The following is a 21,371-nucleotide window of genomic DNA, read 5'->3' on the forward strand; positions in this document are numbered from 1 at the left end:
GCCTCCGGGGACCGACCTGGTCTGGTCCGGGACGGCTGGGCCGACCGCCGGCCGACCGCCGACCGCCGCCCGTCGGCCCGCTCGGGGGCGCCCGCTGAGGGCGCCCGGTCAGGGGCGCCCGGTCGGGTGCTGATCAGGCCGGGGCCCCCGGGTGTCACACCTTGCGGTAGCTGTACGCCTCCACTGCCGCGGCCTCCACCGCGTCCAGGTCCGCCCCGGCGGCGGAGGTGACCACGGCGGCCACCGCGCCCTCCACGAACGGCGCGTCCACCAGGCGCGTGCCGTCCGGCAGTTCGTCGCCCTCGGCGAGCAGCGCCTTCACCGTGAGCACCGCGCTGCCCAGGTCGGTGAGGACCGCCACCCCGGCCCCCCGGTCCACCGAGGCCGCCGCGGCGGAGATCAGCTCGGCGCTGGTGCCGAGCCCGCCGCCCTCGGTGCCGCCCGCCGGGGCCACCGGTACCGCGGTCGCCCCGCCCGCCAGACCCTTGGCCAGTTCGGCGACCGAGGCGGCCACCTCCGCGCTGTGCGACACCAGCACGATCCCGACCAGCTTCTCCCCGCTCACCGCTCCGCCTCCGCCGTGTCGGCCAGCGCGGCGATCAGCAGCGCCGACGAGGTCGCCCCCGGATCCTGGTGGCCGATGCTGCGCTCGCCCAGATAGCTCGCCCGCCCCTTGCGCGCCTGCAACGGCGTGGTGGCCAGCGCGCCCTCCTCCGCGGCGGCCCGCGCGGCGCCGAACCCGGCCCCGAGCGCGTCCACGGCCGGCACCAGCGCGTCGATCATGGTCTTGTCGCCCGGTGCCGCCCCGCCGAGCGCCATCACCCCGTCCACGCCCGCGCGCAGTGCCGCGGCCAGCTCCTCCTCGCCGACCTCGGCGGCGTCCCCGAGCGCCTTGCCGGTCCGGCGCAGCAGGGTGCCGTACAGCGGTCCGGACGCACCGCCGACCGTCGAGATCAACTGCCGCCCGGCCAGCGTCAGCACGCCCCCCGGGGTGTCCGGCGCCTCCTTCTCCAGGGCCGCCGCCACGGCCGTGAACCCGCGTTGCAGATTGCTGCCGTGGTCCGCGTCCCCGATGGCCGAGTCGAGGGCGGTGAGCCGTTCCGCCTCGCGGCTGACGGACGCGGCGGCCGTCGTCATCCAACGACGGAAGAATGCGGCGTCGAGCACTGGATCTCCTCGCATGGTAGGGCTGTCGGCCGGTCGGCCGGGATCGGTCGCCGTCTGCTCCGCCGTATCACATTCCCCAGCGCAGCGCCGGGGTCTTCACCGGCGCGTCCCACAGCCGCAGCAGTTCCTCGTCGGCCTGGCACAGCGTCACCGAGGCGCCCGCCATGTCCAGCGAGGTCACGTAGTTGCCGACGAGCGTGCGGGCCACGGCCACCCCGCGCTCCCGGAGCACCCGCTGCACCTCCGCGTTGAAGCCGTACAGCTCCAGCAGCGGCGTCGCGCCCATGCCGTTGACCAGCACCAGGACCGGGCTGCGCGGCGGCATGTCCTCCAGGATGGCGTTGACCGCGAAGTCGGCGATCTCCCCGGAGGTCATCATCGGCCGGCGCTCGCGGCCCGGCTCGCCGTGGATGCCGATGCCCAACTCCAGTTCGCCGTCCGGCAGATCGAAGGTCGGGCTGCCCTTCGCCGGGGTCGTACAGGCGCTCAGGGCCACGCCGAAACTGCGGGAGTTCTCGTTGACCTGGCGGGCGATGGCCTCCACGCGCTCCAGCGGCTGGCCCTCGGCCGCGGCGGCGCCCGCGATCTTCTCCACGAAGAGCGTCGCGCCGGTGCCGCGCCGGCCGGCCGTGTAGAGGCTGTCGGTGACGGCCACGTCGTCGTCGACGAGCACCTTGGCGACCTGGATGCCCTCGTCCTCGGCCAGCTCGGCCGCCATGTCGAAGTTGAGCACGTCGCCGGTGTAGTTCTTCACCACGAACAGCACGCCCGCTCCGCTGTCCACGGCCGCCGCGGCCCGCGCCATCTGGTCGGGCACCGGCGAGGTGAACACCTCTCCGGGGCAGGCGGCGGACAGCATGCCCGGGCCGACGAACCCGCCGTGCAGCGGCTCGTGCCCCGAGCCGCCACCCGACACGAGCGCGACCTGACCGGCCACGGGGGCGTCCCGGCGGGCGATCACCCGGTGCTCCACATCCACGTTCAGGTCCGGGTACGCGGCCGCCAAACCGCGCAGCGCGTCCGCCACGACGGTCTCCGGGACGTTGATCAGCATCTTCATGCGTATCTCCTCGTGAGCTTGGCGGTTGAGCCCAAGACCTGTGTCTTCGCAGGTCACCGGCGCACTGACGGCCTCCCGAGGGGGAAGCCGCCCGTCCCGTCTACTGGAAGTATCGACCTTGCGGCGGCGAAGGTCACCTGCGACCGCCCCTCTTCACGGTGCGTAGCGGACGGTGGGCGAGCGTGTTCACGCGCGGTCTAGGCGGCCGGGCGGAACCGGGCCAGGACGGTCATGGTCGGCCGGATGTTGCGCACCCCCGGCAGTCGCCGCAGCACGGGCCAGACCACGCCGAAGTACGCGCCGCGTCCGCGCGGCAGCGGCAGTTCGCGCACCTCGGTGACGGCCGGGTGCGCCGTGCGGATCCTCGGCAGCTCACCGGCGTCGAGCGCCCAGGGCATGGGCGGGGTGACGTAGCCCTGCGCCGTCCTCATCCGACCGCTCAGGGTGCGTTCGCTGAACCACCGCGGCACCGCGTCGAAGACCAGCGATCCGCCGGGGAACGCCTCGGCGCAGCCGGCGATCAGCTGCCGCACCTCGGCCGGGCGCAGGTACATCAGCAGGCCCTGAGCGGTGACGAGCACGCCGCGCGAGGGGTCCACCTCGTCCCGCCAGGACGGGTCCAGCGCCGACCGCGCCAGCGTCCGGCGGCGTTCCTCGTCCGGCAGCAGCGCCTGGCGCACCTTCGCCGTCTGCGGGAGTTCGACGCAGAGCCAGTGCGCACGGCCGTTGTCGACCCGCCAGAACTGCGTCTCCAGCCCTTCGGCGAGCGTGACGACGGTGCCGCGGGGATGCTCCCGGAGGAAGGCCCTGACGGCGTCGTCGAAGGTGCGCACCCGCAGGGCCTGCCCCTGGGCCAGGAGCGGGGAGGGCGTGCCGAAGGTCTCCTCGAAGGGGTAGTCGATGCGCTCGACGAGCTCGATCGCCTTCGGGTCGTCGAGCACGGGGTGCGGCTGCCGTGCCTCGTAGGCCCGCTGATGGAGATTCCACAACAGTGTCTCGGGGACGCCCTCCAGGTCGATGCGCCGCCGCCCGTCGTGGTCCATCGCACCCCCTCACCGGTCTGTTCCCGCCGTGCTACTCCAGTGTCTCAGTCCGGTCCTCCTCCCCGACGGGCAGGCCCACCGGACGGCGGCCCGGCGGCTGCTGGGGTTCCGGACGCGTGGGAGGGGTGGGCATCGGGCGGTCGACCGGCCCGTCGGTGGTCAGGGGCGTCAGCTCCCCGTGGTGGAGCACGTCCAGTGGTGCGCCCTCCACCAGCCGGTAGCGCACCCGGGAACGGCCGATGTCCACCTTCAGCCTGCGTCCGTGCACCAGCACGGTGAACGCCACCCTGGACAGAGCTTCCGGCAAGCGCGGTGTGAACGCCAGCATTCCCGGCTTCCCGTCCTCGCCGAGGTACCGGCGCATCCCCCCGAAGCCCGCGACGAGGGCGATCCAGGTTCCGGCCAGGGAGGCGATGTGCAGCCCGTCACGGGTGTTGTGCTCCAGGTCGTCCAGGTCCATCAGCGCGGCCTCGCCGAGGTAGGCGTAGGCCAGGCGCAGATGACCGGTCTCGGCGGCGAGCACCGCCTGGCAGGACGCCGAGAGGGAGGAGTCGCGGACGGTCAGCGCCTCGTAGTAGGCGAAATTGCGCGCCTTCTGCTCTTCGGTGAAGGCGTGCGGGCACTCCATCATGGCCAGCACCAGGTCGGCCTGCTTCACCACCTGCTTGCGGTACAGGTCGAAGTAGGGGTAGTGCAGCAGCAGCGGGTAGTCGTCGGGCGGGGTGGCCTCGAAGTTCCAGCGCTGGAAGCTCGTGAAGCCGGCCGACTGCTCGTGGACACCGAGGGATTCGTTGTACGGCAGCGCCATACGGGCCGCCGCGTCCCGCCACACCGCGGCCTCCTCGTCGTCGACGCCGAGTTCCGCGGCCCGGTGCGGATGACGCACCACCGCGTCCGCCGCGGCCAGGAGATTCTGCCGGGCCATCAGGTTCGTGTACAGGTTGTCCCGGGCGAAGGCGCTGTACTCGTCCGGACCGGTGACCCCGTCGATGTGGAAGACGCCCTCCGGGTCGTGGTGACCGAGGGAGCGCCACAGCCGGGCGGTGTCCACGAGGAGGTCGAGCCCCTCGGCGCGCTCGAATTCCTCGTCCCCGGTCACCATGACGTACCGCGCGACGGCCATGGCGATGTCGGCGTTGACGTGGAAGGCGGCCGTACCGGCGGGCCAGTAGGCGGAGCACTCGGCGCCGTCGATGGTCCGCCAGGGGAACGTCGCTCCGGACAGCCCGAGTTGACGCGCGCGCTCCCGTGCCGCCGGCAGCGTCCGGTGCCGCCAGCGCAGCGCCGACGCGACGGCCTCCGGCGCGGTGAAGGTCAGGACGGGCAGCACATAGGACTCGGTGTCCCAGAAGGAGTGTCCGTCGTACCCGGTTCCGGTCAGGCCCTTCGCGGGAATCGCCCGGTTCTCGCCGCGGGCCGCCGCCTGGAGCACATGGAAGAGAGCGAACCGCACCGCCTGCTGGATCTGCGCGTCTCCCTCCACCTCGACGTCCGCGCCGGCCCAGAAGCGGTCCAGGTACGCCCGCTGGGCGGCGACCAGCCCGTCCCAGCCGGTGCTGACGGCTGCCGCCACCGCACCGTCCACCTGGTCGTGCACGGCCGGCAGCGAACGCTCGCCGGACCAGCCGTAGGCCACGAACTTGACCAGCCGCAGCGGCTGACCGGGCACCAGGTCCGCGGTCACCGTCAGCCGGCTGACGTCGGGCTCGCTGTGTGCCGTCCACTTCGTGCTCTCGGGTCCCTCGACGAGGTGGTCGGCCGCCGTGCCGACCCGCAGCCTGCTGTTGCCGGTGCAGTGCACGAGCCGCAGCCGGGTGTTCTGCGCGAAGTGCTCCTCGGGCATCAGCGGGGACTCGGTCGCCGCTGCGACGCGCGGGTCGCCGTGGAAGCTGGGCAGCTGTTCGTTGGCGACGAGCTCGGACTGCACGGCGACCGTCGTCGGTCCGTCGACCGGCTCCACCTCGTAGACGATCGCGGCGACCGCGCGCTGGGTGAAGGAGACGAGCCGGCGGGAGGTGATCCGGACGGTACGGCCGCCGGGCGACGTCCACCGCGCGGTCCGGCTGAGCACACCGGAGCGGAAGTCCAGGACCCGCTCGTGCGCCCGCAGCCGGCCGTAGCGCAGATCGCACGGGTGGTCGTCCACGAGCAGCCGGATGACCTTGCCGTCGGTGACGTTGATCATCGTCTCGCCGGACTCGGGATATCCGTAGCCCGCCTCCGCGTACGGCAGCGGGTGCCGCTCGTAGACACCGTTGAGATAAGCGCCGGGCAGTCCGTGCGGCTCTCCCTCGTCGAGGTTGCCGCGCCATCCGACGTGGCCGTTGGACAGCGCGAACACGGATTCGCTCTGGGCGAGCACATCGAGATTGAGCTCGGTCTCGCGCAGGCACCACGGCTCGACCGTGTAGCTGGGATGAGTGATCACCGCGACTCCAGGAGCTCGGCCAGGTCCCGGACCACCACATCGGCCCCGTGCTCGCGCAGTTGCTCCGCCTGGCCGACCCGGTCGACGCCCACGACCACGCCGAACCGTCCCGCCCGGCCCGCCTCGACACCGGCCAGGGCGTCCTCGAACACGGCCGCCTCGTCCGGTGGGAGGCCCAGCCCGCGGGCCGCCTCCAGGAAGGTGTCCGGGGCGGGCTTGCCGCGCAGATGGCGCTCGCGTGCCACCACGCCGTCGATCCGCTCGTCGAACAGGTCCTCGATCCCGGCCGCCACCAGCACGTCCCGGCAGTTCGCGCTGGACGACACCACCGCGCAGCGCAGTCCGGCCTCGCGTACCGCGTGCACGAAACGGACCGAGCCCTCGTAGGGCTCCACCCCGTCCTCGCGGATCCGCCGCAGGACCAGGTTGTTCTTCCGGTTGCCCAGGCCGTTCACGGTCTCCGCCTCCGGCGGGTCGTCCGGCGATCCCTCGGGCAGGTGCACCCCGCGCGAGGCGAGGAACGTGCGCACCCCGTCCTCACGGGGCCGCCCGTCCACGTACTCGTCGTAGTCGTCGACCGCGTCGAAGGGGACGAACGCGGTTCCCTCACGGGTCGCGCGCTCGTGTAGGTAGCCGTCGAACATCTCCTTCCAGGCCGCCGCGTGCACTTTCGCGGTCTGGGTGAGCACCCCGTCGAGGTCGAACAGACAGGCACGGACATGAGAAGGAAGCCCCAGCATGCCGCCGAGGCTAGGAGCCCGGAGCGGCCCGCGGCGGCAGGACACCGCGCGCCGGGCCCGGATGGCACCCACTCGGTGGAGGCGGGAACGGCGACGGGGCCGGGCCACCGACCGCGTCGCCGCGGTGGCCCGGCCCGGCCTCACCAGGTGACCGGCAGACTCAGCGGGAAGCGGCGGATGGTGCCGTTGTCCCACTCGATGTCCTCGGCGGGGACGTCGAGGCGCAGTTTGGGGAAGCGGGCCAGCAGGCCGGAGACCGCGCTGTCCAGCTCCGCCCGTGCGAGCGGTGCCGCGAGGCAGTGGTGCCCGCCCCAGCCGAAGGTCATGTGCGGGCGCACGGGCCGTTCCAGGTCGAGTCTGTGCGGGTCGGGGAAGACGTCCGGGTCCCGGTTGGCCGCGAGATAGGACACGTGCACGTAGTCGCCCGCGCGGATCGGGACGCCCTCGATCTCCGCGTCCTCCAGCGCGATCCGCGGGATGCCCACGCCCTTGCGGAACGGGATGAACCGCAGCAGCTCCTCCAGCGCGCCGGGGAACCGCCCGGGGTCGCGCGCGAGCGCGGCCATCTCCTCGGGCCGGGTCAGCAGCAGATAGGCGATGTCACTGATCTGGCAGGTCGCGGTGTCGTTGCCGCTGAGGATGAGCGTCACCGCCAGGACCGCCAGCTCGTCGTCGCTCAGCGGCTCCTCGCCCTCCGGCACCGGGGCGGTGGCCAGCGTGCTGAGCAGGTCCTCGCCCGGCGAGCTCCGCCGGGCCGGGATCCGTTCGGCGAAGTACGTCCGCAGGCAGGCCTTGGCGTCGGCCGCGTCCTGCCGCGCGTCCGGCGAGGTGGCCAGCAGCCGCATGGTGTGCGCGCGCAGCTCGTCGCGGTCGGCCTCGGGGACGGCGAGCAGCTCGCAGATCGTCAGGTGGGGCAGCGGCACGGACAGATGGGTGACCAGGTCCGCGGGCGGCCCCGCCTCGTCCATCGCCGTCAGCAGCCCGGCCACCACCCGGTCCACGGCCGGCCGCATGGCCGCCACCCGCTCCCGGGTGAACGCCTGGGCCGCCACGTGCCGCAGCCGGGTGGCGTGCGGCGGGTCCGTCACGTTGATCGACTCGGGTGACACGATCGGCTCGGGCGTCATCCTCGGATAGTCGCGTCCGACGATCGCCGCCCGGCTGAACCGGGGATCGCACGTCACCTGACGCACTCCGGCGAAACTGGTCACCAGCCACGCCTCCGCCTCGCCGTAGGGCAACCGGATCCGGCTGACCGGGCCGCGCCGTGCCAGGGCGTCCAGCGCTGGGTCGTACTCCAGTGCGTCGGCGAAGTCGAAGGGGCAGTCGAGCACTGCCGGGTCGTGGGACGACATACAGCCTCCTTTGCGCGCCGCCGGGCGCGTCGCTTCCGGGGGGCCGGTCCTACCCGTGCCGGCCGCTCAGCGTCGTCGCGGCGGCCCCGGGGGCGAAGGCGTGGTGCGGGCAGCCCCGGTCCTCCCTGGCCGACCTGGTGCGAGAGCTGTGTTCACTATGCGGTACGCCGACCGCTCTCGCACCACGGGCGCTCCGGGGGACGAACCGGCTCAGGCCGTCATCAGCACGTTGACGAGGGCGATGACCACGCCGGCCACGACGGCCGCGACGACCACCCAGGGCCACATCGGATGTTCCTCGGCCGGCGGTGCAGCCGACCGAGCCGTCGGCTGCACCGCCGACCGAATCGTCGGCTGGACCTCGGCGGACTCGGACACGGTGCTCCTCCCGGGGAGGACGACGGGCGGACGACGGCCGGACGGCCGGACGTACGGAGACTGGACCGGATCCATCGTGGACCGTGCGGGGGCCGCGTTTCAGTCAGGGTGGCCACCGGACCCGGGGTGGAGTTTTCTCCACCCCGGATCCCCACCCGCCTCTTCACCCCCCCGTCCGCCCGGCCGCCACGGCACCGCATCGGCCGGGCCGACCGGGGAACTCGGTCGCCCGGGGTCCGGATGCCGCCGATCGGCGGAGGAGGTGGCGTTGCCGTGGACGACTGGGAGATGTGGGAGATGCGCGACGAGGTACGGCTGTCGCCGCGCGAGCGGCTGGCGCTGTTGCGGATCGAGGCGGACCTGCGACGGGACCGGCGGTTCGCGCGCCGTATGGGCGCCGCCCCGCGCGGTACGGGCGCCGCCCCACGTGCGCTCTGGCTGCCGGTGGCGGTGCTGCTGCTGACGGTCGCGTCGGTGTTCGTCGCCGTCATGGGCATCCGCACCTCGGACCCCGCGTTGCTCTGGTGCTTCGCGCTGCTGTGGCCGCTGACCCTCTTCCAGGTGTTCCGGCTGCTGTGCCGGGCGACCCGCACCCGTCCCCGCTCCGGCGCCCGGACGTCCCGTGGCACGCAACCGTGGTTGTGAGGCGCGGCCCGGCGCTGGGGCGAGTCCGGACGCTGGACGTGGACCCGAACGCGTGAGTCCACACGCCGGCGCCGCCCGGCCCCCGCGGGCCCGGGCGGCGCCGTTCTCGCTCAGCCCTGGCTCTCCTTGCCCCGCCCCGTCAGCGCGTCGCGCATCCGGTCGACCAGACCGGCTCCCGGTGCCAGCAGCTTGTTGGCCGGGGGAGTGTCCGGTGCCGACGGGTGCGGACGGGTGGGCGCCATCTTCTTCGCCCGGCGGATCTTGTCGCCGAGGTCCATCAGCGCGTCCGGGGGGCAGGCCGCCTCCAGCTGCGGGAAGAGGTTCTGCTCCTCGTCCGTCACATGGGACCGGATCTCGCTCATCAGCTGCGCCATCAGCGAGTCGAACCGCGGATCGTCCGCCTGGCAGCCCTCCAGGTCCTTCATGATCTGCTCGGCCTTGGCGTGGTCCTCCAGTTCCTTGTCGGCCAGGGCGTCCCCGCCCGTCAGGTGCCGGCGCACCGCCGGGTAGAGGTAGGCCTCCTCGGCGACCGAGTGGCGGACCAGTTCGATCGTGGCCTGGTCGCAGAGGGTCTTGCGTTCCTCGGAGCCGGGCGGCAGGGCCTCGATGCGGCCGAAGATCTCCTCGACCTCGCGGTGGTCCGTGGTCAGCTCCTGGATGACGTTTCCGCCGTGACCCATGGTCGTTACCTCCTGCGTGGAACGCGGCGGCCCGTGAACGGCCGGCCGTCGCCGCGCCGAGTGCCCCGGGCCGGGCGCGCTACACGGCTCGCCGCGCCCGGTCAGCGCATCGAGTGGCAGGCGGCGGCCGTCCGGCCCACCCCGGACAGCGCCCACTGCCACCAGTGGTCCAGGATGTCCGGCGTCAGCGCGTCCGCCGTCACCAGCGCCGGCCAGCCCAGGGCGCGGGCCTGGGCGCTGACCTTGGCGCCGCCCGCCACCGGATCGACCGCGATCACCGGGGTGCCGGTGCGCAGGCCCAGCACCAGGCCGTGCAGCCGGGTGGTGACGACCAGGTCGAGGCGGGCCACGAGGGCGAGGAACTGCTCGGCGGTGGCGCACAGCCGCCAGTCGTCGGTGGCCAGCCGGGAGTCGGCCGGTACCCGCGCGCAGTCCTTGCCGGCCAGCCAGCCGGTGATCCGCTCGGTCACCTCCGCGTGCCGGCGGCGTGCCCCGTACTCGCCCTGGCCGTGGGAGAGGACCACTCCGGCGACGGGCGGCAGCGGGCCCGCCGGGGCGTCGGCGGCGAGATCGCGCCGGGCCGGGGCGGCGGTGCCGTCCCGCGCGACGATCGCGTGGAAACCGGTGACCGCCGGGTCCGCCGGATCGACCACCGAGACCCCGGCCGCCACTCGTCTGCACAACCCGAACCGTCCGTGCAGAGCGGCCACTTGCGGCCCGTACACGGGACCGCACACGAACAGCAGGGTGTCGTACGCCCGCGGGTCGGCCGTCTCCAGCGACGGCTCACCGGGCCGGAAGCCGGGGCTCCACGCCGTCTCGTGCCGGATGCCCGCCCCGGTCAGCGCGGCCGACATGTGCTGCTGCGCGAGCACGTCCCCGGCCGTCGCCTCCCCGTCCCGGAAGCTGAACCAGCCGGTGAGCAGCAGCCGCTCCGGAGTCCGGCCGGGTGCGTGCAGGGAGCGCAGGACCGCCTCCGCGACATCGTGGTGCATCGGTTCTCCAGCGTGGTGGGCGGGGCGCAGGAGTCGCGCGAGTACCCCTGGGACCGGAGAATAAGAATCCAACGTGTGAATACAACTGGCAGGGGAACTCAGCTGCCAGTGCCGTCCAGCAAGCGGCGGCCTGTCAGGCCGGTCCTCCCGATCAGCGGGGACCCGGGCCGAGCCCTCTTCTTCCCAGCGGGCCGACGACGTCGGTCCCGGCGACGCGGTACGCGCCGAATCCCCAGGCAGGGGCGTTCCCGGGCGCGTACGACGTGGACGAAGGAACAGCCCCATGACTGGTGACACACCGTTCTCCTGGCGGCGCGCCCTCGTGACCGGCGGCGCCGGCTTCCTCGGCTCCCATCTGTGCGAGCGGCTGCTGGATTCAGGTGTCGAAGTCGACTGCGCCGACAACCTGGCCTGCGGGCGGCGCGAGAACATCGCGCACCTGGAGGACCGGCCGGGTTTCCGGTACACGCACTGCGACGTCTGCGCACCCGACTGCACCGAGCGGCTGGCGGGGCCGTACGACCTCGTCCTGCACTTCGCCTGCCCGGCCTCGCCCGCCGACTACCTGCGCATGCCCCTGGAGACCCTGGACGTGGGCAGCCTCGGCACCCGCAACGTCCTGGCGATCACCGAACGCGACGGCGCCCGCTTCCTGCTCGCCTCCACCTCCGAGGTCTACGGCGACCCGCTCGTCCACCCGCAGCACGAGGGCTACTGGGGCAACGTGAACCCGGTCGGGCCGCGCAGCGTGTACGACGAGTCGAAGCGGTTCGCCGAGGCCCTCGTCACGGCACACGCCGGCACCAGGGGAACGAACGCCGGCATCGTCCGGCTGTTCAACACCTACGGTCCGCGCATGCGGGCCCACGACGGCCGCGCCGTGCCCACCTTCATCTGCCAGGCCCTGGCCGGCGAGCCGCTCACGGTCACCGGCGACGGCAGCCAGACCCGCTCGCTGTGCTACGTGGACGACACCGTCGACGGCATCCTGCGGGTCGCCGCGAGCAGGTCGGTACGACCGGTCAACATAGGCGGCAGCGACGAGATCACCGTCGCCGACCTGGCCCGCCGGGTGGTCGCCCTCACCGGCTCCCGCTCCCCGGTCGCGTTCATCGACCGGCCCGTCGACGACCCCGGCCGGCGCCGGCCCGACACCACCCTCGCACGCGAACTGCTCGGCTGGTCGCCGCAGGTCCCCTGGGAGGAGGGCCTGAAGCAGACCATCGCCTACTTCGCGACCCCGCCCCCGGATCGGGACCCGCGCGGGGAGGAACCGGCCCCGCGGTCCTGACCCCCGCACGTTCCCCGGCCCTGGAGACAGCGCATGCACGTCCTCGGTATCAACGCACTCTTCCACGACCCCGCCGCCGCCCTCGTCACCGACGGCAGGGTCGTGGCGGCGGCGGAGGAGGAGCGGTTCTCCCGCCGCAAGCACGGCAAGCGGCCCGTTCCCTTCTCGGCCTGGGAACTGCCCGGACAGTCGGCCCGCTGGTGTCTGGAGCAGGCCGGCCTCACCCCGTCCGACCTGGACGCCGTCGCCTACTCCTACGACCCGGCGCTGGCCCGCCCCGCCGCCGAGATGGGGCTGCACGACCCCTGGGACCACCTGCGGCAGCAGTACGCCCGCGAGGCACCGGACTTCCTCGCCGAGGCCCTGCCCGGACTCGACCCGGCCAAGGTGCGGTTCGTCCCGCACCACGTCGCGCACGCGGCCTCCGCCGGACCCGTCTCGCCGTACCCGGACTGCGCCGTCCTCGTCCTGGACGGCCGCGGCGAGTGCGGCTCCCACCTGGCCGGCCGCTGCACCGGCCGGGAACTGACCGTCCTCGGCACCCAGCGACTGCCGGACTCCCTCGGCCTGTTCTACGAGGACCTCACCCAGCACCTCGGATTCCTGCGCAGCAGCGACGAGTTCAAGGTCATGGCCCTCGCCTCCTACGGCACCCCGCGCCACGCCGGCCGGCTGCGCGCGTACGTCCACGCCGACGGCGAGGGCGGCTTCCGGGCCCGCCCGGTGCCCTGGGCCGAGTTCGTCCCGCCCCGCCCGCCCGGCGGCGCCTGGAACCAGGACCACGCCGACCTCGCCGCGAGCGCCCAGCTCTGCCTGGAGGAGGTCATGCTGGCCCTCGCCCGGTGGCTGCGCGAGCGCACCGGCGAGGACGCGCTGACCATGGCCGGCGGTGTCGCCCTGAACTGTGTCGCCAACACCCGGCTGTGGCGGGAGAGCGGCTTCCGGCACGTGTGGGTGCAGCCCGCCGCCGGCGACGCCGGCACGGCCCTGGGCGCGGCGGCGTACGTCGCCGGGCAGAAGGACACCCTGGAGCCGATGCCGACCGCCGCGCTCGGCCGGGGCTGGAGCGACGCCGAGCTGCGCGCGTGGCTGGAGCGGGCGGCCGTCCCGTACGAGGAACCCGCCGATATCGCCGAGACCGCCGCCCAGGCGCTGGCCGACGACGGGATCGTGGCCTGGTTCCAGGGGCGCAGCGAGTACGGGCCGCGCGCGCTCGGGCACCGCTCGCTGCTGGCCCACCCCGGCAAGGCGGAGAACCTGGAACGGCTCAACGCGGTCAAGGGACGCGAGGAGTTCCGGCCCGTCGCGCCCATGGTGCTCGCCGAGCGCGCGGGCGAGATCTTCGACGGGCCGCTGCCCAGCCCGCACATGCTGTTCGTGCACGACGTGGCCGCCGAGTGGAGGGCCCGCATCCCGGCCGTGGTGCACGTCGACGGCACGGCCCGCGTCCAGACCGTGGACCGCGCCCAGGAACCCCTGGTGGCCCGCATGATCGAGGGCTTCGAACGGCGCACCGGACTGCCCGTGGTGGTCAACACCAGTCTCAACACCGCCGGGCGGCCCATGGTCGACGACCCGAGGGACGCCCTGGAGTGCTTCGGCTCGGCCCCGGTCGACCTGCTGGTGCTCGGCCCGTTCGCGATCCGCCGTGGGAAGGCCTTCGCATGACCGACGCCCCCGCCTACACCGTCGTCGTCCCGACGATCGGCCGCCCCTGCCTCGCCGAGTGCCTGCGCGCGCTCGCCACGGCCGAGGGCCATCCGCCGCACGAGGTGGTCGTCGTGGACGACCGGCCCGCGCCCGACGGCGGCCTGCCCCTGGAACCGGCCGGGCAACTGCTCGACCGGGTACGCACCCTGCGCACCGGCGGCAAGGGGCCGGCCGCCGCCCGCAACGCCGGCTGGCAGACCGTCCGCACACCCTGGACGGTCTTCCTGGACGACGACGTGCAGGTGCTGCCCGACTGGTCCCGGCGGCTCGCCGACGACCTGCGGCAGGCCGGCCCCGACGTCGGCGGAGTCCAGGGGCGGCTGCGTGTCCCCCTGCCCCTGGACCGTCGGCCCACCGACTGGGAACGCACCACCAAGGGCCTGGAGAACGCCGCCTGGGCCACCGCCGACATGGCCTACCGCACCGAGGCGCTGAAGCGGACCGGCGGCTTCGACGAACGCTTCCCGCGGGCCTTCCGCGAGGACGCCGACCTCGCCCTGCGCGTGCAGCGGGCGGGCTGGTCCCTGACCCGGGGCACCCGGGTCACCCGGCACCCGGTCCGCCCCGCCCACTGGTGGGCCTCGCTGCCCGCGCAGCGCGGCAACGCCGACGACGCCCTGATGAACCGGCTGCACGGACGCGACTGGTGGGACCGCGCGCAGGCGCCGCGCGGCCGGCTGTCCCGCCACCTGGTGGTCACCGGCGCCGCCCTCGCCGCGGCCGGCTGCGCCCTGACCGGGCGGCGCCGCGCCGCGACCGCCTACGCCGCTCTGTGGACGCTCGGCACCACCGAGTTCGCCCTCGCCCGCATCCTGCCCGGGCCGCGCACCGCCCGCGAGATCGCCGGGATGCTCGGCACCAGCGTGCTCATCCCGCCGCTCGCCGTCCGGCACTGGCTGCGCGGAGTCGTCCGCCACCGGCACGCCGAGCCCCTGGGAGGTGCCGGGTGAGCAGGCTGTCCGCCGTCCTGTTCGACCGTGACGGCACCCTCGTCGTGGACGTGCCGTACAACGGCGACCCCGGCCGGGTGCGGCTGATGCCGGGCGCCGCCGCGGCCGTCGCGCTGGCCCGGTCCGCCGGGCTGCCGACCGGGGTGGTCAGCAACCAGTCCGGCGTCGGCCGCGGACTGCTCACCGTGGACCAGGTGGTCCGCGTCAACGAGCGCGCCGACGAACTGCTGGGCGGGCTGGACACCTGGGTGTTCTGCCCGCACGCCCCCGACGCCGGCTGCGCCTGCCGCAAGCCCCGCCCCGGCCTGGTCCACACCGCCGCCGCCCGGCTGGGCGTACCGCCGTCCGAGTGCCTGGTGATCGGGGACATCGCCGCGGACGTGCTGGCCGCCCGCGCGGCCGGCGCGCGGGGCGTCCTGGTCCCGAACGCGGCCACCGCTCCGGTGGAGGTGGAACGTTTCGCCATGGAGAGCGCCCCCGACCCCCTCACCGCGGTCCGCGCGGCCCTGACGGAGGCGGGCCTCGCCCCGCCGCGACGGCCCCCGCACGCCCCGCCCGCGCGGACGGCCCCGGCCGGCGACGGGATGCGGTGGTCCCGTCAGGGCCCCGTGGTGGTCTCCGAGGGCCGGTGGTCCTCCGTGCGGGACGCCGAGAGGCCCGGCGGGACGCGGCCGTCCGGGCGCGCCGCGGTGGTCTCCGGGTCCCGGCGGCCGTCCGCGTCGGGTCCGGCGGTCCTGCACCGGACACGGTCGCCGGTGGCGGGTGAGGCGACTTCGGAGGAAGTGCCGGCGTCGGTGCCGGGCGAGGCGGCCCGGGAGGAGTTCCCGGCTTCCGTGCCGGGCGCGGCGGCCCCGGCGAAGTCCCCGTCGCCCGCGTCGGGCGAGATGCCCCCGGAGCAGCCCCGTCCGTCCGCGCCCGCTCCGTCGGGCCCCGACCTGCCCCGGGCGGCCCTGGGGCGGGCCCTCGGGGGGTGGTCGGCGTGAGATCGCTCGTCGTCCGGCTCGACAGCTTCGGTGACGTGCTGCTCGCCGGTCCCGCCGTGCGTGCCGTCGCCGCCCGGTCCTCGCACGTCACCCTGTTGTGCGGCCCCCGCGGCGCGGACGCCGCCCGGCTGCTGCCCGGGGTGGACGAGGTGCTGGTGTGGGAGGCGCCCTGGGAGGGGTTCGACCCGCCCCCGGTCAGCCCCGCGGACATCGACGGGCTGGTGGGACGGCTGCGTGCCGGGGCCTACGACACCGCGCTCGTCCTCACCTCCTTCCACCAGAGCCCGCTTCCCACCGCCCTGCTGCTCCGGCTCGCCGGCGTCGGCCGGATCGGCGCCGACAGCGTCGACCACCCCGGCCGGCTGCTCGACGTACGCCACCGGCGGCCGGAGGGCCGGCACGAGGCCGAGGCGGCGCTGGACACCGCCGCCGCGATGGGCTTCCCGCCGCCGCCGGGGGACGACGGCCGGCTGCGCGTCCTCCCGCCCCCGGACACCGGCAGCCTCACCGGCCACGGCCCCTACGTCGTCCTGCACCCCGGCGCCAGCGCCCCCGCCCGCGCCTGGAGCCCGCACCGCTGCGCCGAGGCGGTCGAACTGCTCGCCGACGCCGGGCACCGCGTGGTCGTCACCGGCGGCCCCGAGGAGACCGGCCTCACCCGGCGGGTCAGCGGGGATCTGGCCGTGGACCTCGGCGGCCGGACCTCCCCGCGCACCCTCGCCGGCGTGCTGCGCATGGCCGACGTCGTGATCAGCGCCAACACCGGCCCCGCCCACCTCGCCGCCGCCGTCGGCACCCCCGTCGTCTCGCTGTTCGCGCCCGTCGTACCGGCCGGGCGCTGGGCGCCGTACGGCGTCCCCGTCATCCTGCTCGGCGACCAGTCGGCGCCCTGCGCGGGCACCCGGGCCCTCACCTGCCCGGTGCCCGGCCACCCCTGCCTGGACGAGGTCACCGGACAGGACGTGGTGCGCGCGGTGCACAAGCTCATCCAGGAGCGGCAGTCATGAACATCCTCGTCTGGCACGTGCACGGATCCTGGCTCACCGCCTTCGTGCAGGGCCCGCACACCTACCTCCTCCCGGTCACCGACGACCGCGGACCCGACGGGCTCGGCCGCGCCGTCACCTGGGACTGGCCGCAGAGCGTGCGGGAACGCACACCGAAGGAACTGTGGGACTGCGACATCGACCTCATGGTCCTGCAACGCCCGCACGAACCCGACCTCGCCCTGCGCTGGACCGGCCGCCGGCCCGGCGTGGACGTGCCCGCCGTGTACGTCGAGCACAACAGCCCCGACGCGTCGCCCGAGCGCCAACTCCACCCGCTGGCCGGGCAGTCGGCGATCCCCGTCGTGCACGTCACCCACTTCAACCGGCTGATGTGGGACAACGGCCAGGCCCCCACCGAGGTCGTCGAGCACGGCATCATCGACCCCGGCGCGCTCTACACGGGCACCGAGCGGCGCGCGGCCGTCGTGGTCAACGAGCCCGTGCGCAGGGGCCGTACCACCGGCACCGACCTGCTGCCCCGGTTCGCCCGCTCGGCGCCCCTGGACGTCTTCGGCATGCGCACCGACGGACTCGCCGAGCACCTCGGCCTGCCGCCCGAGCGCTGCCGCACCCGGAACCTGCCGCAGCACGCGCTGCACCGGGAGATGGCCCGGTGCCGGGTCTATCTGCACCCCGTGCGCTGGACCTCGCTCGGTCTGTCCCTGCTGGAGGCCATGTTCCTGGGCATGCCCGTGGTCGCCCTGGACACCACGGAGGCCCGTGAGGCGATACCCGGGGGCGCCGGGGTGGTCTCGAACCGCCTCGACGTCCTGGAGGACGCCGTACGGGCCTTCCTCGCCGACCCCGGGCTGGCGCGCCGCACCGGCGCGGCGGCCCGGGCCGCGGCCCAGGGCCGCTACGGAGAGCGGCGCTTCCTGGACGACTGGGAGCGCCTGATCAAGGAGGTCACCCGATGAGCCGCATTCCGCACACGGCCGGACGCGTCGCCATGGTCTCCGAGCACGCCAGCCCCCTGGCCGCGCTCGGCGGGCCGGACGCGGGCGGCCAGAACGTGTACGTGGCGCAGGTCGCCCGGCAGCTCGCCAGAAAGGGATACCGGGTCACGGTGTACACCCGGCGGGACTCGGCGGGCCTTCCGGACCGGGTGACCCTCATCGACGGCGTGCAGGTCGTGCACGTGCCCGCCGGACCGCCCGCACCCGTCCCCAAGGACGAACTCCTGCCCCACATGCCCGAGTTCGGTGACTTCCTGGCCCGGCAGTGGGCCCAGAGCCCGCCCGACGTGGTGCACGCCCACTTCTGGATGTCGGGCCTGGCCGCCCTGGCCGGCGCCCGCGACCTCGGCATCCCGGTCGTGCAGACCTACCACGCGCTGGGCACGGTCAAGAAGCGCTACCAGGGCGCCGCCGACACCAGCCCGCCGCAGCGCCTCGCCGTCGAGGAGGCCATCGGCCACGAATGCGCCCGGATCATCGCCACGTGCAGCGACGAGGTGGCCGAACTGAAGGCCATGGGGCTGCCCGAGGACCGCATCGGCGTCGTGCCGTGCGGGGTCGACCCCGACCAGTTCGCCCCCGTCGCCCGCACCCGCCCGCCCGGCGCCCGCAGGCGGCTGCTGGCCGTCGGCCGGCTCGTGCCCCGCAAGGGCTTCGACCGCGCCATCCGCGCCCTCACCGACGTCCCCGACGCCGAACTCCTGGTCGCCGGCGGCCCCGAGGCCGACCTGCTCGGTGCCGAACCCGAGGCCGAGCGCCTCTACGGCATCGCCGGCGAGTACGGCGTCCAGGACCGGGTCACCCTCCTCGGCGGGGTCAGCAGGGCCCGTATGCCCCGGCTGATGTCCAGCGCCGACCTGGTGCTGTCGCTGCCCCGGTACGAGCCCTTCGGCATCGTCCCGCTGGAGGCCATGGCCTGTGCCACCCCGGTCGTCGCCACCGCCGTCGGCGGCCAGCTCGACACGGTCGTGGACGGCACCACGGGCGTCCTGGTCCCGGCCGACGACGACTACGACCTCGGCGCGGTCGTCCGCGCCCTCCTCGCCGACCCCGACCGGCTCGCCCGGTACGGAGCCGCCGGCCGCGCCCGGGTGCTCAGCCATTACACCTGGGACCGGGTGGCCGACGGCGTGGCCGCGGTGTACTGCGCCGTGTCCTCCATCCGCTCGCTCTCGGGAGTGGTCCGATGAGGAGTCGGGCGAAGGCCGTCACCGACACGGCGCACGGGAACACCGCCACCGCCACCGCGCACTGCGACGACCTCGCCAAGGCCCTGGAGGCGTTCCGCGACCACGGTGCGCTCATCGAGCGCTGGGGCACCGAACTCGCCCGGCGGCTGGGCGCGGGTGCCCGGCTGCTCGTCGCGGGCAACGGCGGCAGCGCCGCCCAGGCCCAGCACCTCACCGCCGAACTCGTCGGCCGCTACCGCGACGACCGGCCGCCGTTCTCCGCGGTCGCCCTGCACGCCGACACCTCCTCCACCACGGCGATCGCCAACGACTACGGCGTCCAGGAGGTGTTCGCCCGCCAGACCGCCGCGCACGGCCGCCCCGGCGACGTGCTCCTGCTGCTGTCCACCAGCGGTGCCAGCGCCAACCTGCTGGCCGCCGCCGACCGCGCGCACCGGCTCGGCATGACCGTGTGGGCGCTGACCGGACGGGCCCCCAACCCGCTGCAACTCGGCGCGGACGACGCGCTGTGCGTCGACGCCCCCCTCGGCGCCACCGTCCAGGAACTGCACCTGGTCGCCGTCCACATGCTCTGCGAGGCCTTCGACCAGGCCGTCGAACGGGGTGAGGCCGACCACTGGACGGCGGACACCGGCGCCGCCGACCGGGCGGACGCGGATACCGGGGACGGGGCGGGCGGCGAGGGCGAGCGACGCGCCGAGGGCGAGCGCGTTGTCGATGGCCGACGGGGTCAGGAGGGTCGGCCGGGTGCCGGCGGCGGGCGGGGTGCCGATGGCCGGCCAAGTGTCGATGGCCGGCCGAGTGCTGGCGGCGGGCCGGGTGCCGATGGCCGGCCCGGTGTCGATGGCCGGCCGGGTGCCGACGGCAAACCCGGTGTCGTGGGGCGGCTCGTGGGCCGCGCCCGCACCGTCGGCCGGGCCACGCCCGGCGCGCCCGCAGCCCCCAGGAAGGGACACACATGACCGCCTCGCAGACACCCCTGGTCGTCGTGGGCGACGCCCTGCTCGACCACGACCTGTGCGGCCGGGCCGAGCGGCTGGCCCCGGACGCGCCCGTCCCCGTCGTCCACGGCACCCGGCGCAGTTCCCGGCCCGGTGGCGCCGCCCTCGCCGCCTGTCTCGCGGCGGCCGACGGACGGCCCGTCACCCTGGTCACCGCCCTCGGCGCCGACGCCGCCAGCGACACCCTGAGGGAACTGCTCTCCGGCCGGGTCGGCCTGGTCGAGGTGCCGCTGGAGGGCAGCCTGAGCAGCAAGACCCGCGTCCTGGCCGGGGACCGGCCACTGCTCCGCCTCGACGACGGCGAGGGCCGGGCCCGCGAGGCGACCCAGGAGGCAGTGGCCACGATCGCGGCGGCCGGGGGCATCCTCGTCGCCGACTACGGCCGCGGTACCGCCGACGTCCTCCGGGACGCCCTCGCGCACACGGCGGCCCCCGTCGTCTGGGACCCGCACGTGCGCGGCCGGCCCCCGGTCCCCGGCGTGCGCCTGGCCACGCCCTCGGCCCAGGAGGCCCGCGCCTTCGCCCGGCAGCTCGACGACGCCGGACCCGGCGACGCGGCCGGGCTGCGCACCGCCGCCCGGGACGCCCGCGCCCTCGTGCGGGCCTGGCGGGCCCAGGCCGTCGCGGTGACCCTCGGCGAACGCGGTGCCCTGCTCTCCCACGGTGAGACCCCGCTGCTCGTGCCGACCCCGGCCGCCGCCACGGGCGACCCGTGCGGCGCGGGCGACCGGTTCGCCGCTGCCGCAGCCGGCCTGCTCGCCGACGGCGCCCTCACCGAGGCCGCCGTACAGGCCGCGGTCCACGCCGCCACCCGGTACGTCACCGAGGGCGGCGCCCGCGCGGTCGCCGTCCCGGACCAGCCGGAGACGGCCGAGGAGGCGCCGGGCGACGGCGACACCACCGCGGATGCCGTGCGCACGGCCGCGCGGGTGCGGGCCGCGGGCGGCACCGTGGTCGCCGCGGGCGGCTGTTTCGACCTGCTGCACGCCGGGCACGTCGCCCTGCTCCAGGCCGCCCGCCGGGCCGGGGACTGCCTCGTCGTGTGCGTCAACTCCGACGACTCGGTCCGCCGCCGCAAGGGCGACGGCCGCCCCCTCGTCCCGGCCGCCGACCGGGTGCGGGTGCTGCGGGCCCTGGAGTGCGTGGACGCCGTGGCCGTGTTCGACGAGGACACCCCCGAACGCATCCTCGGCGAACTCCGCCCGCACATCTGGGCCAAGGGCGGCGACTACGCCCGCACCCGGCTGCCCGAACAGCCCCTCGTGGAGAGCTGGGGCGGCCAGGTCCTGCTGCTGCCCTACCTCGACGGCCGCTCCACCACCGGCCTCGCCCGCCGCGCGGCCCTGGCCCCGGCACCCACGGGAGGAGACGCCAGGTGAGCATGGCGAAGCCCCCGGCCCGGCGGACCGGGCGCCCACCGGGCGGACCCGTCGCGCCCCGCTCCGAGGGAACCGGTGGCCGCCGAGCGCCGGATGCCGGTCGCGTGCCTCGCTCCGGGGTGGCGCGCCGGGCCGTGGCGCAGGTGCCGCGCGTCTGGTGCGGGCCTTGCACGGGGGAGGCCGGCCGGCGGGCGCCGGGTGCCTTCCGCGCATCCCCGGCCGGACCCGACCGCCGGCCCCCGGCGCGAGCGTCCCGTCCGCGCCCCGCACCGTCGGCCGAGGCGTACCGCCCGCGCCGGTGGGCGGCGTCGGCGAACGGAGCCCGGCCCGCCGCCCGTCCCCGGCTTCCGCACGCAACGGAGGACCCACTC

Annotated in this window: 19 protein-coding genes and 1 pseudogene; 10 read left to right on the forward strand and 10 right to left on the reverse strand. The window is 75.1% G+C overall.

The genetic code is table 11. From position 1 onward, the window contains the following. Nucleotides 1-154: 154 nt before the first annotated feature. The 8 genes from IE294_RS15665 to IE294_RS15700 all read right to left on the reverse strand — a co-directional run bounded on the left by IE294_RS15665 (nt 155) and on the right by IE294_RS15700 (nt 8,171). The gene (locus IE294_RS15665; RefSeq protein WP_189886369.1) at nt 155-565 is read right to left on the reverse strand and encodes a PTS-dependent dihydroxyacetone kinase phosphotransferase subunit DhaM; all 411 of its coding nucleotides are present in this window, start codon (nt 563-565) and stop codon (nt 155-157) included. Next, a complete protein-coding gene (dhaL, locus tag IE294_RS15670) occupies nt 562-1,167 on the reverse strand; it encodes a dihydroxyacetone kinase subunit DhaL (RefSeq protein WP_014670885.1) in 606 nt (201 codons plus the stop codon). The genes IE294_RS15665 and dhaL overlap by 4 nt, the downstream gene beginning before the upstream one ends. Before the next feature lie 67 nt (nt 1,168-1,234). Further along, nucleotides 1,235-2,227 carry a dihydroxyacetone kinase subunit DhaK gene (gene dhaK / locus IE294_RS15675; protein ID WP_189886371.1) on the reverse strand — a complete coding sequence of 331 codons (993 nt, stop codon included), beginning with the start codon at nt 2,225-2,227 and terminating at the stop codon, nt 1,235-1,237. Between the two features lie 197 nt (nt 2,228-2,424). Further along, nucleotides 2,425-3,270: a class I SAM-dependent methyltransferase gene (locus IE294_RS15680; RefSeq protein ID WP_189886373.1), complete on the reverse strand. Its 846-nt coding sequence runs from the start codon at nt 3,268-3,270 to the stop codon at nt 2,425-2,427. Nucleotides 3,271-3,301: 31 nt separating this feature from the next. Next, entirely contained in the window at nt 3,302-5,698 is a 2,397-nt protein-coding gene (locus IE294_RS15685) for a glycoside hydrolase family 65 protein (RefSeq protein ID WP_189886375.1), read from the reverse strand. Further along, nucleotides 5,695-6,438, reverse strand: a complete 744-nt coding sequence (locus IE294_RS15690; RefSeq protein WP_189886378.1) for a beta-phosphoglucomutase family hydrolase — start codon at nt 6,436-6,438, stop codon at nt 5,695-5,697. Before IE294_RS15690 ends, IE294_RS15685 begins: the two co-directional genes overlap by 4 nt. Nucleotides 6,439-6,578: 140 nt before the next feature. Further along, nucleotides 6,579-7,793, reverse strand: a complete 1,215-nt coding sequence (locus tag IE294_RS15695) for a cytochrome P450 (RefSeq protein ID WP_189886380.1) — start codon at nt 7,791-7,793, stop codon at nt 6,579-6,581. Between the two features lie 210 nt (nt 7,794-8,003). After that, nucleotides 8,004-8,171: a hypothetical protein gene (locus tag IE294_RS15700; protein WP_189886382.1), complete on the reverse strand. Its 168-nt coding sequence runs from the start codon at nt 8,169-8,171 to the stop codon at nt 8,004-8,006. A 273-nt stretch (nt 8,172-8,444) separates the two neighbouring features. Here IE294_RS15700 and IE294_RS15705 point away from each other — a divergent pair, with 273 nt between their 5' ends. After that, on the forward strand, nt 8,445-8,816 hold the full coding sequence (locus IE294_RS15705; RefSeq protein WP_189886383.1) for a DUF3040 domain-containing protein: 372 nt from the start codon (nt 8,445-8,447) through the stop codon (nt 8,814-8,816). Nucleotides 8,817-8,926: 110 nt separating this feature from the next. On the opposite strand, the gene IE294_RS15710 is transcribed toward IE294_RS15705, so the two are convergent. Together IE294_RS15710 and IE294_RS49035 are read right to left on the reverse strand one after the other, a co-directional pair. Then, nucleotides 8,927-9,496, reverse strand: a complete 570-nt coding sequence (locus IE294_RS15710) for a hemerythrin domain-containing protein (protein ID WP_189886385.1) — start codon at nt 9,494-9,496, stop codon at nt 8,927-8,929. A 101-nt stretch (nt 9,497-9,597) separates the two neighbouring features. After that, a complete protein-coding gene (locus IE294_RS49035; RefSeq protein ID WP_189886387.1) occupies nt 9,598-10,491 on the reverse strand; it encodes a polysaccharide pyruvyl transferase family protein in 894 nt (297 codons plus the stop codon). Nucleotides 10,492-10,774: 283 nt separating this feature from the next. Between IE294_RS49035 and IE294_RS15720 the strand changes: the two genes are divergently transcribed. The 9 genes and pseudogenes from IE294_RS15720 to IE294_RS15760 all read left to right on the forward strand — a co-directional run bounded on the left by IE294_RS15720 (nt 10,775) and on the right by IE294_RS15760 (nt 21,000). Next, nucleotides 10,775-11,782, forward strand: a complete 1,008-nt coding sequence (locus IE294_RS15720) for an NAD-dependent epimerase/dehydratase family protein (protein WP_189886389.1) — start codon at nt 10,775-10,777, stop codon at nt 11,780-11,782. Between the two features lie 33 nt (nt 11,783-11,815). Next, on the forward strand, nt 11,816-13,450 hold the full coding sequence (locus IE294_RS15725; RefSeq protein ID WP_189886391.1) for a carbamoyltransferase family protein: 1,635 nt from the start codon (nt 11,816-11,818) through the stop codon (nt 13,448-13,450). After that, nucleotides 13,447-14,442 carry a glycosyltransferase family 2 protein gene (locus IE294_RS15730; protein ID WP_189886392.1) on the forward strand — a complete coding sequence of 332 codons (996 nt, stop codon included), beginning with the start codon at nt 13,447-13,449 and terminating at the stop codon, nt 14,440-14,442. Before IE294_RS15725 ends, IE294_RS15730 begins: the two co-directional genes overlap by 4 nt. Next, nucleotides 14,439-15,425 (forward strand): D-glycero-alpha-D-manno-heptose-1,7-bisphosphate 7-phosphatase, encoded by a 987-nt coding sequence (locus IE294_RS49335; RefSeq protein WP_189886395.1) that lies wholly within the window; start codon nt 14,439-14,441, stop codon nt 15,423-15,425. Before IE294_RS15730 ends, IE294_RS49335 begins: the two co-directional genes overlap by 4 nt. After that, complete coding sequence (locus tag IE294_RS15740) at nt 15,422-16,432, forward strand: glycosyltransferase family 9 protein (protein WP_189886398.1); 1,011 nt, start codon at nt 15,422-15,424, stop codon at nt 16,430-16,432. The genes IE294_RS49335 and IE294_RS15740 overlap by 4 nt, the downstream gene beginning before the upstream one ends. After that, the gene (locus tag IE294_RS15745; protein WP_189886400.1) at nt 16,429-17,391 is read left to right on the forward strand and encodes a glycosyltransferase; all 963 of its coding nucleotides are present in this window, start codon (nt 16,429-16,431) and stop codon (nt 17,389-17,391) included. The genes IE294_RS15740 and IE294_RS15745 overlap by 4 nt, the downstream gene beginning before the upstream one ends. Continuing rightward, nucleotides 17,388-18,620 carry a glycosyltransferase gene (locus tag IE294_RS15750; protein WP_189886402.1) on the forward strand — a complete coding sequence of 411 codons (1,233 nt, stop codon included), beginning with the start codon at nt 17,388-17,390 and terminating at the stop codon, nt 18,618-18,620. The genes IE294_RS15745 and IE294_RS15750 overlap by 4 nt, the downstream gene beginning before the upstream one ends. Next, nucleotides 18,617-19,216: pseudogene (locus tag IE294_RS47585) on the forward strand (D-sedoheptulose-7-phosphate isomerase); the annotation flags it as partial. The gene IE294_RS15750 and the pseudogene IE294_RS47585, both read left to right, overlap by 4 nt. A 362-nt stretch (nt 19,217-19,578) precedes the next feature. After that, nucleotides 19,579-21,000 carry a PfkB family carbohydrate kinase gene (locus IE294_RS15760; protein WP_189886406.1) on the forward strand — a complete coding sequence of 474 codons (1,422 nt, stop codon included), beginning with the start codon at nt 19,579-19,581 and terminating at the stop codon, nt 20,998-21,000. Nucleotides 21,001-21,371 lie beyond the last annotated feature (371 nt).

It is taken from the genome of Streptomyces canarius (genome assembly GCF_014650735.1).
Taxonomy (GTDB): domain Bacteria; phylum Actinomycetota; class Actinomycetes; order Streptomycetales; family Streptomycetaceae; genus Streptomyces; species Streptomyces olivaceoviridis.